Origin of the sequence: Lysinibacillus sp. NPDC093190 (genome assembly GCF_050280425.1) — a bacterium.
Classification (GTDB): domain Bacteria; phylum Bacillota; class Bacilli; order Bacillales_A; family Planococcaceae; genus Lysinibacillus.
In genome coordinates, this window is the sequence record NZ_JBNNVG010000023.1 from 24,673 (window position 1) to 40,648 (window position 15,976).

The following is a 15,976-nucleotide window of genomic DNA, read 5'->3' on the forward strand; positions in this document are numbered from 1 at the left end:
TACTTGATAGGTTGAGACATTTTAAAAATAAGAGCCTTGCTACACACATTATTGTAGCAAGGCTCTTTAAAGCATTCACAAAACTAATTCGGCCAAAACTTTGAATGCATAACACTTTATCAAGACTTTTTATTAATTTATTCAAAGTTAATTAGGCTTATTTCTTTAAATACATGTATGCAAAGATACAACTACCAAATAAAAAACAATGTTGCGATTGTTTGTCTTTAGACTAATAATGGTAACATTGTTTTGTTGTTTTAGGATCGTTCAACAACTGTTATCAATTAATATTAAGACTCATTTTTAAATTAGCAACAATATGATTTAAAGCATATCCACGCAATCATGATTTACAAAATCGATTTTAAAAATGATTTTACTGTTAGATAGCGTTGCTTGAGCTGAATATCCTAATTGTTCAACAAGGCTTTTAACGGTAGCAAGTCCTAGCCCAGTACCTGAAAAGTTTTTGTCACGAGAGCTTTCTCCAACATAAAAGGCCTGCCATATTCTAGATATATCTGTAAGAGTGGTGTCATTACTAATTTCGAACACTCCATCTTGACTAAAGAAAATCTGAATTTCATCTTCAGAAGCATATTTGATTGCATTACTAATCATATTTTCAAATATGAAATGTACTTTATCTTGTTCAGCCGACAGCATAAATTCAGTAACTTCAGTTTTAAAATAAATATGTTTATCTCCTTGTATGTGTCGATAGTTATCCAGTATCTCATTAATCAACATAATTAAATCAAAGTTTGTTTTATTAGAATCATTTTCTTCTGTTTTGGCGAAATAAAGCATATCTGTAATTATTTTTTCCATTCTATCAACTTGCTTGTTAATGGTTGCAAGATAAGTTCCATCATCCATACCATCTTCAATTCCACTGGAATATACTCTAACTAATGCTAAAGGAGTTTTAAGCTCATGGGTTAAACCTATCATAAATTGCTTTAAGTCAATGTTCCGTTTAGATAAATCTTGTTGCGCCTTTTCAAGTGCCTTACTCATTTTATTAATACTTTTTGCAAGGTCCTCGATTTCATCTCCTGTACGAATTTCAGCCTGTTTAAATTCCAACTCGCCAATTTCTTTTGCAACTTTTTTGAGTTCATTTAACGGTCTTGTTAGTTTTCGAGATAAAAAGGCAGTAATAATAATAATCAGTAAGATACTGACTATTAAAAAGAATATGTTAAAACGGGTAATAAAATAAGCTATATCAATAAAATTAGCCATTGAGGCACCAATCATAATTAGCTGATGATCATCTTTTGAATAATGTGCGATAAAACTGGACTTTTGTTTTCCTTGATTATAAACCTTGCCTACAATTTTATCCTCATTAACTTTTTGTAATACTTCTTCGGAAACCCAAAATTTATTAAGTGCAATATGTTCTCTTGCAAGTTGCTGTTTTAAATTTTCATTCAGGACATTAATATTATCTTTTAGAGATACTGAAAGAATAGTTACATCAAATTGATGCTCCACCAAACTCTTATCCTCAAATTCCTGATACGCTGAAAAAGCATTAGTTACTTTTTGGTTCAATTGATAAAGATAATATTTTGGTAGAAAAAACTGACTTACCGCAAGTGAGATGCTAAATGTGATGACAACAACAAGAGTTATATAAATAGTTAATTTTGTCCCAATTTTTCGTTTCATTCCCTTGTACTATATCCAACTCCTCGATGTGTTTGGATAATATCCTCTCCGATTTTTTCACGTAGACGCCGAATATGTGTATCTACCGTCCGTGGATCACCCTCATAGTCCATTCCCCAAATTAAATCAAGTAGTTGATCTCTCGTTAATATTTGTCTTCTATTCTGGCTAAATATACGTAAAAGCTCAAATTCAGTCTTTGTTAAAATCAATTCATTTCCAGATCTCCATACACGTTTGCTTGAAATATCAAATGAAACATCGTTTATTCGTTGAATGGATTCCATTTGTAACAATTTTTTCGCCCGCATTAATAAAACTTTTGGATAAAATGGTTTATTTACATAATCATCAGCGCCATCAGAAAGGGCAATAAATTCATCTTCTCCTGTATCTCTAGCTGTTAGTATTAATATTTTAATTTTTTGAGTCTTCTTCATTTCGCGGCAAACTGTAATCCCATCTTTTTCTGGCATCATCCAATCCAAAATGGCCAAATCAATTGTTTCATTATAGAAAATATCAAGTGCTTCTGAACCATTTGTAGCCGTAAATACCGTAAATCCTTCCTTTTTGAAATAACTTTGTAAAATCTTTAACATATCTAGTTCATCATCAGCGATAAGTATATTCATTATATTTATCTCCTAATTGTCATATTTACCCAAATTATACTGTTCTATAATAGCAATTAATTTTTCAGGATACATAGGATCTGTGGAATAGTGGTTTTTTTTCAAAGCATGGGCGGCTTCTTGATAATTCGCTGCAGCAAGAACATCATAATATTGATGCTCATTCCAACTCGTTCCTTCTAAAATTAATTTAGTATGGTCAATAAATGCACTTTTCAAATCTGGATAAGCTCTAAATTCAGTTTCAATTGTATAACTTTTATTATTTTTATATTCCATAGTTAGCATTTTTACTGAATTGCCTTTATAGCTACCTTTTATCCCAAATAAATTATTTGCTTTTATAGCCAATTCACTTTCGCCATAATTCGATTCTAATATCGCCTGCGCAATTGTTATACTCGGAAGCACTCCTCCTGTTTGTTGGTTTAATTCTACAGCTATAGGAGCGATTTCATCTATAAAGTGATTCTCTCTATTTTCCTTATGAAATAGTCTTATAAAAAAAACAGAAAGTAAAGCTAAACTAACTACTAGTATAATTATTGATACTTTGGATTTTCTATATTTGCAGATTCTTTTCATTATATAACCTCTTTTTAAATGAATTTATTACATATATTTTAAAAGAGGAATGTTACAGTCATTTGACAAAAGAATAATATTAGATGAAAAACCTTTAATAGGATTAATGAATACTTTGTTCACTCATTTCTATAAAAAAAGTAGTACAAACTATAGTTTGTACTACCGATAATAAAAATTTTATTCTGAACTATGTGTAACGAACAAGCTCATTTGTTCAATCCTTTTTTCAATGCATCCCAAATCGAATTATCAACTTCTATATCTTTTCTATCCGGTAGTTCGCCATTTTCCTTAGCTTTCCAATATGCCCAGTTGACTGGTTGACTTCCTAATTCAAAATCCATACCTTCCCACGTATCTTCACGAAATGCATAAAATGCCCAGTGCCAGCCATAATCATCGAAAATATCAATTAAATCCTTTATATATTGATCGGCTCCACCAACCATTCGATTAATTCCAAACTCTTCAGCCATAATTCGGTTGTTTGCTACATTGTGTTTCTCTGCCCATTGTGCAACTGGTTCTAAAAACTCTTTTAATGAAGCTTTATTGAACATTTTTTCTGTTTGATCTTCACCAACCTTCACCTTACCAGGATAAGTGTATGTGAATCCTTTTTTTCGATTTTGGCTTGTCATTTCATAAGGTTCATACATATGGAATGCATATAACACATTATCGTCATCTATTGGTTTTAAATAGTTTATTGCCCATGGAGTGGCAAATAAACCTGAGTCTAAAATAATGGGTGTATCAGCATCTACAGATCGTATAGAATCTACAATGGTTCCATAAAGCATGTTTAAATCTGCCGGAGTATTTTCTAATTTTTTGTACCATTCGTCATAATCTTTTGTCCAAAAATCATTAAATCCCGTAGCTGTTTCAGGATGTGGCTCATTAATTACGTTATATCCAACCACTGCAGGATGATCTTTCAAACGGAAGGCAAGATCTTTCCAAAAAAGCGCTGCTTGCTCATGATATTTAAAGTCTTGCCAAATACGATCGTCATTTTCATAGTTATTAAACTGCCTCCAACGATTTCCTGGAAGACTTAGAATAGTTAGTACAATCTTTGACCCTCTTGCATAGGCTGCATCCAAATCCTCTTTTAACTTTATAAAATCTTCTTCAACAATTCCCTCATATTGATCCGCATTACCGATTAAGAAATCTTTACTAGGATTAGAATCTTTTCCGTCATTAAATAAGAAGTCTTTATCTTTTGCCCATTTATCAGGTGCTAAACGGATAAATTCAATATTGAATTTATTCGCCTCTTCATAATTTTCCGGTAAAGAAGTAGAATTCATAAAATTTGTTCCTTTTCGTTGCTCATCCCAAAAATCTTTCTTTATCTCCTTTACTTCTAGTTTTTCCTGTTTCTTTTCTTGCTCTAAAGAGCTACAACCAGCAGCAAGTGCTACTGTCAAAGCACAACCAAGGGAAGCTATCATTTTGAATTTATTTTTCAGCCATTTCCTTTGATTTATTTCTCTCATATTATCACCTCGTGATATATACTATTGAACCTGTGTTACGTGAATGTGACAAAATAAGCGGATGTGTATATGTTTATCTGAAATCAATTTAAGGATTTTTTAAAAGTATTTAATGAGGAATATTGGGTAGGGGAGAGCAAGCAAATTTAGTTGTAACGTTTTGATGCTTAGATATTTTGGCAGTACCCCTTCTTTTTACACTTTTAAATAAATTGCTAGTCGAGAAATGATTTTAATTTTTTATACAAATCTCTAAATGACAACCTCCTGTAACATTAAAATGCTACAACATTTAATAAATGGTAGTTTTTTATGACAAAAATAGAGGTGACATTTGAAAGTTAATTCGAAGCATACAAAAGAAAATAGATTATCAATGGTAAAATTAATCACTTCCTTGAAATTAATAGGAAGGATGTTTCAACAGAATCTTAAGTGGAAATGTGTTCTTTTCCTTATGATTTTCATTTTTCCAATCACTACTTATTTATACGCGTCCCACTTTGAGACAAAATCATTGTCTATTACATGGACTGATATCAAAAATCCTAATATTCCTGAAGGATTTCAAAATGTAAAGATTGTGCAATTCTCTGACACACACTTTGGGCCAAATTTTTCTCATAAGCAGCAGAAAATGTTAATCAATCAAATAAATGAAGTAAAACCCGACATTGTAGTCTTTACAGGTGATTTAATTGACAATTTTAGTGAGTATACTTCCGAAAGAAAATACTCACAAACAATTTTGTCCCAAATTAACGCTCCTCTTGGAAAATATGCAGTGTTCGGTAATCATGACCGTGGAGGCGGAGGGGGTTATTTGTACGAACAGTATATGGAGGAAGCAGGTTTTACAGTTTTAGTTAATGAAACTATAAAAATTAAGGTAAGCAATGGTGATTATATTACGCTTTCTGGTCTTGATGATTTTTTACTTGGCAAGCCAAAAGTGCAGCATACTCTTCAAAACTTACGAAAAAAGGACTTTAACATTTTGTTAGTGCATGAACCCGATGCAGTAGATGAAGTTCTTGTGTATCCGGTTGATTTTCAATTATCTGGTCATAGTCATGGAGGGCAAGTACAACTTCCATTCATTGGCCCTATTATCACTACTTCATTAGCAAGCCAATATGTTGAAGGTTTGTATCCATTACAAGGGAAAACAAAACCGTTACAGTTGTATGTAAATCGTGGTATTGGTACAACAAGAATGCCCATACGCTTTTTGAGTAAGCCAGAACTTTCTGTTTTTTTATTAAAAAATTGATGATACTCGCAAGATTTTCTTTCTGTCTATTCTAGGAGAATAAATAAGAAGCCTAATCATTTCGATTAGGCTTCGTTTTTCTCCCCCTATATTGGAAAGATATTTTAGATATTTCATGGCTGGAATAACGGGTTCTCCCTCTCGATTTAGTAGCATATATCTTTTATACTCGGTTGATCCAATCTCTAATACCTTCATCTTCTTCCTCCGTTTCATTAAAAACTATAAGAACTATAAAAATCACACTCATATATATCGTATTTAACCATAAAAAAAGAGCAGTAAGCTAACGTAGAAAACGTTAACTACTGCTCGTAATTATAGTCTATATAAAATAATTATGATTGTTGTTGAAACTTATTTTTAGATGGAACAAATAGAGTTAAAACAAATGCAATTATCGCTAAGATTGTCATGAAATAATAGGCATCACTTGAGCCCAAAATAGAAGCAAGTGTGCGAATACCTTCAGCCGTAGCATTTGGTGTTTCTGCTAGCAATGTTTTCGCATGGTTTGTCGTTTGTGCTGTGAAAATTGTAATAACGACTGCAGATCCAATTGCACCTGCAATTTGACGTAATGTATTATTCACTGCTGTACCATGCGTTACAAGTGTCTTAGGTAAAGCGTTCAAACCAGCTGTGTTCAATGGCATTGTGATAAAGCTCAACCCTATACGTAGAAAAATGGTACGTATCATTAAAAAGCTATAGGTTGTTGTTTCTGTTAAATCTGTTACAACCCACATTGAAGGAATGACAAAAATCAAACCGATAATAAATAACGGCTTTGCACCAAAGCGGTCATACATTTTCCCTGTCACTGGAGACATAAATGCATTTACAAGTGCACCCGGTAATAATAATAAACCAGCGTCTAATGCCGTAAACCCTCTTCCATTTTGCAAATACATTGGTAATAAAATCATATCCGCATACATCATCATTGTGACAATAATGTTGATGATGGACGTTAGCGTAAATAATTTATTGTTAAAAACGGATAAGTTAAGAAGTGGATCAGAAGATTTAATTTGGCGAAGACAGAATATTGCTGTAGTCATTACCCCCGCAAGTATAGTAACTATTACAACTTTATCATCCCAACCATGGCTTCCTGCATTACTAAAACCATACAAAATCAAACCAAAGCCAATTGTTGATAAAATAACACTGATTACATCTAACTTCGTTTTTGCTGTTTCTGAAACATTAATTAAATATTTCATTGCCATCAATATAATGATCACGACAAATGGGATTATTCCAATAAATAACCAACGCCATGAATAATAATCTATAACGAAACCTGCTAATGTTGGTGCAATTGCTGGAGCGAAAATCATAGCTAGCCCAATTAAGCCCATCATACTGCCTCTTTTTTCAGGAGGAAAAATAAACATCACGATGCTCATTAGCAATGGCATAATAATTCCTGCCCCTATTGCTTGAATCATACGACCTATTAGTAAAGTCGTAAAGTTCGGAGCTACTGCACAAAAAATAGAGCCTAATAATAAAAACAGCATTGAACTAATAAATAATTGGCGTGTTGAAAAACGTTTCATTAAGTATGCTGTAATAGGGACTAGCACCCCATTTACCAACATAAAGCCAGTAGATAACCACTGAACAGTTGTAGCAGAAACGGAAAATACGCCCATTAAATTACTTAATGCAACGTTCAACAGTGTTTGATTTAGTGTAGATAAAAAACACCCTAAAATTAATACTGTTAATAGTACTTTTTTATTTATTGATTCCGACATTACATTATTCCTCTTTCCACTTGTTTTATTAACACTATGTCAATAAAATAGATAATAACACTTTTATTTTTTGATTCCTATTTACAATTTTTCAAGAAGTGTCAATTAAACAACAGATTTTAAAATACTATTAATTAAATTTGCATTTAATAGATAAAGGAGAATTAAATTGACTACACACAAAAAACAAGATCCACGATCTATTCGCTCTAAACGGGTATTTAAAGAAGCTGCTGTAGATATTTTGATTGAAAACCCAGATATTTCGAAACTTACAGTACAAAAAATAGCCCAACGTGCAGAGCTAAATCGGGCAACATTTTATTTACATTTTTTAGATATTAATGATTTATTAAAGCAAGTAGTATATGATATTTTCGACGACTTGTTGTCGAAAATGTCTCCAACTTTACAAATTGATAATTTAAATAATCAAGAACAATTAATTACGTTTTTAGATTACTTTTATAAGCATAGAAAAATTTTAGCTGTTCTATTTGAGCACCCTGGTTTCAATAGAAAAATGCATATGACATTAAAGGACTTGATTGTCATACAACGTAAAAGTGAAAGCACTGATACTTCTGAAATAACGCTATCAATGGATATTCTCGCATCTTCAATACTTGGGATCATCATGTGGTGGCTCAGAAATGGAGTTCATTTTAGCTCCGAATATATAGCCACTCAAATTATTGAATTGTATCGATAATTTTTGTAACTACCTTATAAAATACTCTTTCTTACCTAGGGCTCACTTCAAAATGTAGGTTTGTCTCGCTATTAAAGCATTTTGTTGCTGTCGCTACGCTTTCGCACAGAAAACATTTGTTGCTGTCGCTGCGCTTTCGCCAGAAAAAAATCGCTGAATAAAGATAAAAGTACCCTTTAAATGAAGCGTCATCTAAAAGGTACTTTATGTTTTTAATTAAATTAATTTGTTGTTATTCCATGTAAATACGGATTGATCGGATGTCAGGGAGGTTTGTGGGAAAATCTCCTGTGCATCTGCTAAGAATTTTGGTAAATCATATGGTAAAAAGCGTGCACTTAAATGGTTTAGCAGTAAATAGTTTGCTCCTGCCTGTTGTGCCACCTTTGCCGCCTCGACATTTGTAGAGTGTCCATAGTTCGCTGCTAAATCTGTCGTAGTACCATCAAAGGTTGCTTCATGAATAACGATATCTGCTCCATTAGCTAATGAAACAGCCTCTGGACAGTATTTTGTGTCTCCTAAAATAGTGAGCGTAAAGCCTTTTTTCGGCGGAGCGACAACATCTTTCGCATAAACAATTGTGCCATCTGCGAGCTCAATATCTTTCCCAGCTTTTAATTGCCCTAGCATAGGACCTTTTGGAACACCAAGAGCCAGTGCTTTTTCCATTAACAGTTCGCCAGGCAAATCCTTTTGCTCAATACGGTAACCGAAGCATGGAACTACATGTCGCAATTCACTTGCACTTACTGTAAAATGTTCATCCTCATAAATAATGCCTTCTTGGACTTCAACAAATTGTAATGGATATGTTAAATGTGTCTTTGACAAGGCAAAGGTTTGTTCTATCCATTGCTGTAAACCTAGTGGACCAAATATTGTTAATGGCTCCTCACCGCCTTGAAATGATCGAGAGCTTAAAAAGCCAGGTAAACCAAAAATATGGTCACCATGTAAATGTGTAATGAATATTTTCGTTACTTTACGTGGCTTTAACGATGTATGCAAAATTTGATGTTGGGTCGCCTCTCCACAATCAAAAAGCCACATTTCTCCCACTTCATCTAATAGCTTTACCATTAGAGCACTTGTATTTCGGTCCTTTGAAGGCATTCCTGCGCCTGTTCCTAAAAAATGTAGTTGCACATATGCCACCTCACTTCAATATCTATATCGCTTTATTGTACCCTATCGCTCCCAATAAAAAAAACCTTTGGTCACTAGTTTTGTCCAAAGGTTTCATAATTATTTCGGCTCCCATGATACGAGTGCCGCATGGAAATCATGACGATAATAATAACGCCCGTTCTTTTCCTCAATAAACGGCAAGAGCGATTCCTCAACATGCTCTCTATTAAAAGTATTATTTAATATTTTTTTGCTTTGTGTTGTGACAAGCTGCTCATAGCTTTCATATTCATACACTCGTTGCAATGGGATGATTTTGCATTCTGCATAAATATCCATTTCATAGAGTAAATTTAAAAATTCTATATAATCTCTTCGTGGAAATTTAATATCGTAGCCATACTTTTCGTATAAAATTTCATAGTGAGGTTGAATTGGCCCTGTTGTCATGCCAATAATTGCACGCTTTTTAGCTAGACGATTCATATGGTAAAGTGCTGATTTGATTTCATACATACGATAAAAGCAATTGACACCAATGACTATATCGTGCGCTTCTACTTCATCTTCAGCAAGGTTTTCCCATTTTGCATGAATATAAGAAACATGTTGCTTATCCTCCATGCAATTTTCTAAATAGCTAAGTATACTTTCTGAGCTATCTACACACGTTAGCTTTCGCACATGATCAGCTAGTGGAAACGTATAATTACCCCAGCCTGGACCAATTTCCAATACCGAGTCCTTTTGTTGAATACTATTTTTAATTTCTTGAAAAATTATTGCAGCATAAGGATCTGTTTGTCCGACCTTTTTACGTGCGATTGACTGCGCCCAAAACTGCTCCTCTAATTGATCATTGACCATTCTTTCAGGCATTTGGCCATGCCAGTCCTTCATACCTTCCTGCCATAACGCCTCATAATTAATTGCTAACGGTCCTTTTCTTGTCATACAGGTACCTCAATATTCATGATTTCGTATACTTTTTTCATATCGAGATTAGCACGCACATGCTTTGCCAGCATATTGTAAGCGTCCTCTCTACGTTCTGCGTCACTTTTTACATCACCTGGTAAAGCAACGAGCCCCTTTTTCACGCGAATGTCATTGACAAGCTGTCGTGTAAAGGTACGATTATGGAATAATCCGTGGAAATACGTTCCGATTACTTGTTCATCAGCACTTACTGCCCCATCTACTCGCCCATCTGCAAGCTGTAAAAATGGTGATACTTCGTCACGTAAAATTTTTGTACGACCAAGATGAATTTCATAGCCAGTAAACGTATCCTGTTCTCTTGTTCCGGTCATTTGAACTGTTTTTTTATCGCCAACAAAAACAGTTTCCATTGGTAATAACCCTAGACCTTGCGCTGAATCACCATTTCCTTCTACTGCATCTGGGTCTAGTAACGTTTCGCCAAGCATTTGGAAGCCACCACAAATACCAATAATTTTTGTACCTTGTACACGTAAATTTGCTATCGCACGATCGAAGCCTTGTGCCTTTAACCATGCTAAATCATCCATTGTACTTTTTGTTCCAGGTAGTATAAGTAAATCGGGCGTACCAAGCTCATTGACATTGCCAATTAAACGTACACCAACCTCTGGCTCATCGAAAAATGGATCAACATCAGTAAAGTTTGAAATGCGCGGCAAGCGAATCATTGCCACATCCACTGCAAACTCCCCTTGCTTTGGCTTTTTAAAGCGTAATGAAGATAGCGCTAGCGAATCCTCAGCCTCAATATTGACTTCTACATACGGTACAACTCCAAGTACAGGAATCCCCGTTTCACGCTCTACCCATTCAATGCCATCATCAAGTAGTTCACGCATCCCTCTAAACTTATTAATAATCAACCCTTTTACACGTGCACGTTCAGCATCATCAAGTAATGCAAGTGTTCCAACAATCGATGCAAACACGCCACCTCGATCGATATCAGCCACTAGCACAACCGCTGCATCTGCTAAATGAGCCATCCGCATATTTGCTATATCACGGTCTTTCAAATTAATTTCTGCCGGGCTCCCCGCACCTTCAAGGACAATGACATCATATGTATTTTGTAAAGTTCGAACTGACTTTTCAACGATCGGCATCGCTTCTTGAACGAATTGATTGCGATAGCTTTTAGCATCCATATTTAAAAAATGCTTGCCATGAACAATCACTTCCGATACCATATCCTGCTTTGGTTTTAGCAAAATAGGATTCATATCCGTAGTTGCGACAACACGTGCTGCCTCTGCTTGTACACCCTGTGCACGGCCAATTTCACCGCCATCTTGAGTTACAAACGAATTAAGGGCCATATTTTGCGATTTAAATGGAACTACCTTTAGCCCATCATCAGAGAAAATACGGCACAGCGCAGTACAAATCATACTTTTCCCTACATCAGAGGCCGTTCCTTGAATCATGATAGATTTTGCTGGCATAGTCTTTTCCCTCCTTTATTTATAGTTGAAGCGCAGGGGCAAGTCAGAGAACGCGAGTATTCCCAGCGATGCGAGGGGTTCAGCTTGATTCGCGGGTATTTCCTCTTGAAGCGCGGATATCCTCCTGCTTCCGCGGGTATTTTCCCCCAAAGTGCGGGTATTCTTCCTGCTCCCGCGGGTATTTCACTCCCAAGCGCGGGTATTCTCCTTGCTTTCGCGGGTATTTCCCTTCAAAGCGCGGGTATTCTCCTTGCTTTCGCGGGTATTTCCCCCAAGCGCGGGTATCCCCACAGATACGAGACCATCAAATTAGAATTCTAGGCCTTTAACAGCTGGAATGCCTTCGTCATAATAATGCTTTGTCGCATCAATGGTTGATACTAAATCGGCCATTGCAATAAGCGCTGGATTGGCGCTACGGCCTGTTACGACTATGTGCATTGTAGATGGGCGCTGCTGGATAGCTTCAATGACTTCGGCTAATGGGAGCACATCATCAATTGGAAATTTTGTAATAGCAAGCGCATTGTTGAGCTCATCTAATACGAGTAAATCAATACTGTCGTCTTGTAGAGCGGCTTTTGTTTTTTTCCATGCCTTTGCTAAAGCAGCACGATGCTCCTCGGGGGTTTTTGTCCAAGTGAAGCCGATTCCCATTTGCTCCATTTCTACGCCAAGCTTACGAAGAGCAATTTGTTCTCCGTATGTACGCTCTGGTGATTTAATAAATTGCATATAACGTACATTTAGTCCTCGACCAACTGCGCGCAATGTAACACCAAGAGAAGCTGTTGTTTTGCCCTTCCCTTCACCTGTATAAACTAAAAACAAGCCTTTTCTAGCCATTCTTCAAGCCTCCCTTAAAGCCATGTTGTTTTTTCTTCAAATGGGGTACGTTTCTTGTCTTTAAGCTCCTGCTCTTCTGGATAGCCAATAAAGATAGTTCCTACTACTTTTTGTGAGTCACTTGCGCCAATGAATGCATGCATACGTGGATCATGAACAAGCCCCACTCCGCGTGTACGCCATACAAAGCCAAGCCCTAGCTCCTCGGCGGCAAGCCACATGGACATAATGGCACTACTTACAGCAAAGACATTATCTGCTGTCGCATCAGCGTCGTCTTCTACAATATCTGCAGTAACAACTATGGCAACAGGCGTTGTTTGAACAACCTTTAACGAGCTTTCTACTAAATTTGGTTTTGTTGGGAATCGCTCTTGCAAATAAGCACTTGCCATTTCCTCATAGCGTCTCATCGCATCATCTTGAATAACATAAAAATGCCAAGGCTCACGCATACGGTCATTTGGAGCATAAGTAGCCGCTTGTAGAATTTGCTCGATTTTCTCTTTTTCAACAGGCTGTGTCGTGTAATTGCGAATCGCCCGACGATTTTTTAAAGCCTCCATTACTGTCATGATGTGTTTCCTCCTTATGCTCAAATAACTTTTGTCTTTAAGAAAGGGCTAGTCCCTTTTCTTCAAACCATTGAATTTTCTCGCGTACATTGACGACTTCGCCAACGACAATCATGGAAGGATTATGATAGCCTTCTCGTTCAATAATGCTAGCAATTTCAGCAAGCTGACCTGTAATGGTACGCTGTTGATCTGTTGTTCCCCACTCAATAACAGCGACTGGAGTAGTTGCCTTGCGACCATTTTCGATGAGCTTTCTAGAAATATAAGCAATATTGCCAACACTCATATAAAAGGCGACTGTATCGATACCTGTTGCAAGTGCAGGCCAATTTAAAAAGTCCTGTCCTTTTTCCTCACGACCATGCCCTGTTACAAGAGCAAAGCTTGTTGCAAAATCACGGTGTGTTACAGGAATACCAGCATACGCCGGAGCAGCAATCCCTGCTGTAATACCAGGTACAATTTCATACGTAATACCATGATTTTTTAAGATTTCAGCTTCCTCTGCACCACGACCAAAAACAAATGGATCGCCACCTTTTAATCGTGTGACAATTTTGCCTTCCTGCGCTTTTTCGACAAGTAATGTATGAATCTCATCTTGAATTAAGTGATGCTTACCAGGTAATTTACCGCAGTACACAAGCTCAGCATCTTTTTTCGCAAACTCTAACAATTTCGGGTTCACAAGACGGTCATATGCAATGACATCCGCCTTTTGAATACATTCGAGCCCGTACACTGTAATGAGCTTTGGATCTCCTGGTCCAGCTCCAACTAAATACACAATTCCGTCTTTCATCGCGCTTCTCCCATCAGTATTTGTTGTAAAAATGCTTCACGTCTATCAATCTCTCCATTACGTGTCCATTCTAGTAAGCTCGGTTCAAGTAATGCTTGTAAAGCGTTACGTCTTTGTGGGCCTTTTTCAAACTTAGCAGCAATCATTAAACGTGCCTGCTGTAAGAAGCATATATAGTCGTCATAAACGTCATCAAATTGCTCTTCGAGATCAGCTTTGATTTTACGCGCTAATGCTGGACTGGCACCTGACGTTGAAACAGTTAACACTAATGGACCACGGCGTACTGTAGCTGGCGTTATAAAGTCGCTCTCTGCCTGAGCATCAGCGCGGTTGATAAGCTGCCAATGCTGTGCCGCTTCTTGTACGGCCTCATTTACTGACGTATCATTTGTTGCTGCAATAATGAGTGATGCATCATCTAAATCACGTGCTTCAAATTCTTTTTCACGCCACGTAATTTGCCCTGATTCAGCAAGCGGTAATAATGAGGCGTCTAGAGTTGGACTAACAACGACAATATTAGCTTTAGCTGGAAGCAATGATGCTACCTTCTGTGTTGCTACGTGCCCACCGCCAACAATTACTACAGTTTTATATTCAATGTTGATATGAATAGGAAAATAATTAGTCATGATTTTTCACCTTCTTACAAGCTGATAACCAATTGTCAACAAGCTTTGGGTTTGATACGAAATGAAAATGCGTGTAGCCAGCTACTAAATTTCCTACTTGGTAGCCCTCTTGTTTGTTACCAAAGCGCCCCTTCGTTTCATAGGCCGGCGTATTATGTGAGCCGCTATATTTTGAATAGTGGAATTCATGTCCCTTTGCTTCTTCATCCGTATCAATTAAAAAATTATTTGGTGTGCCAAAAATTTCACGGTAGCCGAGAGCCGCAAGTTTTGTTTGCATCGCTACTTCTCCCGGAATAACACCAACCATGTCATAACGGTCACCATTGCTGTTCGTAATAGCCTCCGTCAAATACATAAAGCCACCACACTCAGCTAATGTTGGTAAACCTTTGGCAACTGCTTCACGAATTGACTGTTTGGCATCCGAATTGTCCGCCAAAATATCCGCAAATTCTTCTGGGAAGCCCCCACCTATATACAATCCGTCTGCTTCAGCAGGTACAGGTTCATTCGCAAGTGGTGAGAAAAATTGAAGCTCGGCTCCTTTTGCACGCAGTAAATTCAAATTCTCTTCATAATAAAAGTTAAACGCGGCATCCTTTGCTACCGCAATGCAAATATTTTGAGATGGTTGTTCCGCAAATAGTTGCCCTGATTCTTGTAGAACAGGAGCCTTTGTTAATTCGAGCAATTGATCTAAGTCTATCGTCTCTGCCATTAAAGAGCCTAGCTTATCAAAAAATGTATCGAGTTCTCCTCGTTCAATCGCTGGCACTAATCCTAAATGGCGACTAGGAATATCAATTCCTTCCTCACGCTTCAAATAGCCAATCACAGGAATACCGCACTCCTGCTCAATAGCAGCCTTCGCGATTTCATAATGGCCAACACTACCGACTTGGTTGGCAATGACACCAACGATATTCGGTTGATCCGACAACATTTGAAAACCTTTCACAACTGCTGCTACACTTCGTGCCATACTTGCACAATTGACAATTAAAATAACAGGGCTTTCTGTGACAACACTAATATCTGCTGCAGAGCCAGCATCCGATAGCGGACTTTTGCCATCATAAAAGCCCATAACTCCTTCAATAATGGCAACATCAGCATCTTCGCTTGCGCGCGCGACAATATCACGCACTGCTTCATGTGAAAACATCCAACTATCGATATTGCGCGATACACGTCCTGTAACAGCAGTATGATAGGTAGGGTCTATATAATCGGGACCACATTTAAAGCCTTGCACAATTTTGCCCTTTTCTTGTAACGCTTTCATTAGTCCAATGGTAAAAGTTGTTTTACCAACTCCACTGCCAGTACCAGCAAGTACAAAGCGATTCGTTTGCATAGGCTT

14 protein-coding genes and 2 pseudogenes are annotated in these 15,976 nt (G+C 36.8%); 2 read left to right on the forward strand and 14 right to left on the reverse strand.

The features are described 5' to 3' along the window. Positions 1–327 precede the first annotated feature (327 nt). The 5 genes and pseudogenes from ACQKOF_RS17295 to ACQKOF_RS17315 all read right to left on the reverse strand — a co-directional run bounded on the left by ACQKOF_RS17295 (position 328) and on the right by ACQKOF_RS17315 (position 4,369). Positions 328–1,683 (reverse strand): histidine kinase dimerization/phospho-acceptor domain-containing protein, encoded by a 1,356-nt coding sequence (locus tag ACQKOF_RS17295; protein WP_427559566.1) that lies wholly within the window; start codon positions 1,681–1,683, stop codon positions 328–330. Then, positions 1,680–1,898, reverse strand: a pseudogene (locus ACQKOF_RS17300) (winged helix-turn-helix domain-containing protein); the annotation flags it as partial. The pseudogene ACQKOF_RS17300 and the gene ACQKOF_RS17295, both read right to left, overlap by 4 nt. Positions 1,899–1,969: 71 nt before the next feature. Next, positions 1,970–2,318 (reverse strand): annotated as a pseudogene (locus ACQKOF_RS17305) (response regulator transcription factor); the annotation flags it as partial. Between the two features lie 12 nt (positions 2,319–2,330). Continuing rightward, positions 2,331–2,903, reverse strand: a complete 573-nt coding sequence (locus tag ACQKOF_RS17310) for a glycoside hydrolase family 73 protein (RefSeq protein WP_427559569.1) — start codon at positions 2,901–2,903, stop codon at positions 2,331–2,333. A 209-nt stretch (positions 2,904–3,112) separates the two neighbouring features. Next, positions 3,113–4,369 (reverse strand): glycoside hydrolase family 5 protein, encoded by a 1,257-nt coding sequence (locus ACQKOF_RS17315; protein WP_427559696.1) that lies wholly within the window; start codon positions 4,367–4,369, stop codon positions 3,113–3,115. A gap of 421 nt (positions 4,370–4,790) precedes the next feature. On the opposite strand from ACQKOF_RS17315, the gene ACQKOF_RS17320 reads away from it, so the two are divergent. Then, positions 4,791–5,687: a metallophosphoesterase gene (locus ACQKOF_RS17320; protein ID WP_427559699.1), complete on the forward strand. Its 897-nt coding sequence runs from the start codon at positions 4,791–4,793 to the stop codon at positions 5,685–5,687. A 338-nt stretch (positions 5,688–6,025) separates the two neighbouring features. Here the strand turns inward: ACQKOF_RS17320 and ACQKOF_RS17325 are convergent, their stop codons facing one another. Beyond that, a complete protein-coding gene (locus ACQKOF_RS17325; RefSeq protein WP_427559572.1) occupies positions 6,026–7,456 on the reverse strand; it encodes a DHA2 family efflux MFS transporter permease subunit in 1,431 nt (476 codons plus the stop codon). Between the two features lie 169 nt (positions 7,457–7,625). Here ACQKOF_RS17325 and ACQKOF_RS17330 point away from each other — a divergent pair, with 169 nt between their 5' ends. Then, positions 7,626–8,168 carry a TetR/AcrR family transcriptional regulator gene (locus ACQKOF_RS17330; protein ID WP_427559575.1) on the forward strand — a complete coding sequence of 181 codons (543 nt, stop codon included), beginning with the start codon at positions 7,626–7,628 and terminating at the stop codon, positions 8,166–8,168. Between the two features lie 216 nt (positions 8,169–8,384). Here the strand turns inward: ACQKOF_RS17330 and rnz are convergent, their stop codons facing one another. The 8 genes from rnz to ACQKOF_RS17370 all read right to left on the reverse strand — a co-directional run bounded on the left by rnz (position 8,385) and on the right by ACQKOF_RS17370 (position 15,970). Then, complete coding sequence (gene rnz, locus ACQKOF_RS17335) at positions 8,385–9,317, reverse strand: ribonuclease Z (protein WP_427559577.1); 933 nt, start codon at positions 9,315–9,317, stop codon at positions 8,385–8,387. Positions 9,318–9,416: 99 nt separating this feature from the next. Then, the gene (locus ACQKOF_RS17340) at positions 9,417–10,253 is read right to left on the reverse strand and encodes a class I SAM-dependent methyltransferase (protein ID WP_427559580.1); all 837 of its coding nucleotides are present in this window, start codon (positions 10,251–10,253) and stop codon (positions 9,417–9,419) included. Further along, complete coding sequence (locus ACQKOF_RS17345; protein WP_427559583.1) at positions 10,250–11,749, reverse strand: cobyric acid synthase; 1,500 nt, start codon at positions 11,747–11,749, stop codon at positions 10,250–10,252. Before ACQKOF_RS17345 ends, ACQKOF_RS17340 begins: the two co-directional genes overlap by 4 nt. A 309-nt stretch (positions 11,750–12,058) precedes the next feature. After that, entirely contained in the window at positions 12,059–12,595 is a 537-nt protein-coding gene (locus tag ACQKOF_RS17350; protein ID WP_427559586.1) for a cob(I)yrinic acid a,c-diamide adenosyltransferase, read from the reverse strand. A gap of 14 nt (positions 12,596–12,609) precedes the next feature. Beyond that, entirely contained in the window at positions 12,610–13,170 is a 561-nt protein-coding gene (locus ACQKOF_RS17355) for a nitroreductase family protein (RefSeq protein WP_427559588.1), read from the reverse strand. Positions 13,171–13,207: 37 nt separating this feature from the next. Further along, positions 13,208–13,975, reverse strand: a complete 768-nt coding sequence (gene cobA / locus ACQKOF_RS17360; RefSeq protein WP_427559591.1) for a uroporphyrinogen-III C-methyltransferase — start codon at positions 13,973–13,975, stop codon at positions 13,208–13,210. Then, complete coding sequence (locus ACQKOF_RS17365; protein WP_427559594.1) at positions 13,972–14,610, reverse strand: precorrin-2 dehydrogenase/sirohydrochlorin ferrochelatase family protein; 639 nt, start codon at positions 14,608–14,610, stop codon at positions 13,972–13,974. Before ACQKOF_RS17365 ends, cobA begins: the two co-directional genes overlap by 4 nt. Further along, complete coding sequence (locus ACQKOF_RS17370; protein WP_427559597.1) at positions 14,603–15,970, reverse strand: cobyrinate a,c-diamide synthase; 1,368 nt, start codon at positions 15,968–15,970, stop codon at positions 14,603–14,605. Before ACQKOF_RS17370 ends, ACQKOF_RS17365 begins: the two co-directional genes overlap by 8 nt. Positions 15,971–15,976: the final 6 nt, after the last annotated feature.

What these genes read in the sequence shown, in the direction of transcription:
- ACQKOF_RS17295 (WP_427559566.1), bottom strand. Translation starts at nt 1,683, where the DNA reads ATGAAACGAAAAATTGGGACAAAATTAACTATTTATATAACTCTTGTT.
- ACQKOF_RS17310 (WP_427559569.1), bottom strand. Translation starts at nt 2,903, where the DNA reads ATGAAAAGAATCTGCAAATATAGAAAATCCAAAGTATCAATAATTATA.
- ACQKOF_RS17315 (WP_427559696.1), bottom strand. Translation starts at nt 4,369, where the DNA reads ATGATAGCTTCCCTTGGTTGTGCTTTGACAGTAGCACTTGCTGCTGGT.
- ACQKOF_RS17320 (WP_427559699.1), top strand. Translation starts at nt 4,791, where the DNA reads ATGGTAAAATTAATCACTTCCTTGAAATTAATAGGAAGGATGTTTCAA.
- ACQKOF_RS17325 (WP_427559572.1), bottom strand. Translation starts at nt 7,456, where the DNA reads ATGTCGGAATCAATAAATAAAAAAGTACTATTAACAGTATTAATTTTA.
- ACQKOF_RS17340 (WP_427559580.1), bottom strand. Translation starts at nt 10,253, where the DNA reads ATGACAAGAAAAGGACCGTTAGCAATTAATTATGAGGCGTTATGGCAG.
- ACQKOF_RS17345 (WP_427559583.1), bottom strand. Translation starts at nt 11,749, where the DNA reads ATGCCAGCAAAATCTATCATGATTCAAGGAACGGCCTCTGATGTAGGG.
- ACQKOF_RS17350 (WP_427559586.1), bottom strand. Translation starts at nt 12,595, where the DNA reads ATGGCTAGAAAAGGCTTGTTTTTAGTTTATACAGGTGAAGGGAAGGGC.
- ACQKOF_RS17355 (WP_427559588.1), bottom strand. Translation starts at nt 13,170, where the DNA reads ATGACAGTAATGGAGGCTTTAAAAAATCGTCGGGCGATTCGCAATTAC.
- cobA (WP_427559591.1), bottom strand. Translation starts at nt 13,975, where the DNA reads ATGAAAGACGGAATTGTGTATTTAGTTGGAGCTGGACCAGGAGATCCA.
- ACQKOF_RS17365 (WP_427559594.1), bottom strand. Translation starts at nt 14,610, where the DNA reads ATGACTAATTATTTTCCTATTCATATCAACATTGAATATAAAACTGTA.
- ACQKOF_RS17370 (WP_427559597.1), bottom strand. Translation starts at nt 15,970, where the DNA reads ATGCAAACGAATCGCTTTGTACTTGCTGGTACTGGCAGTGGAGTTGGT.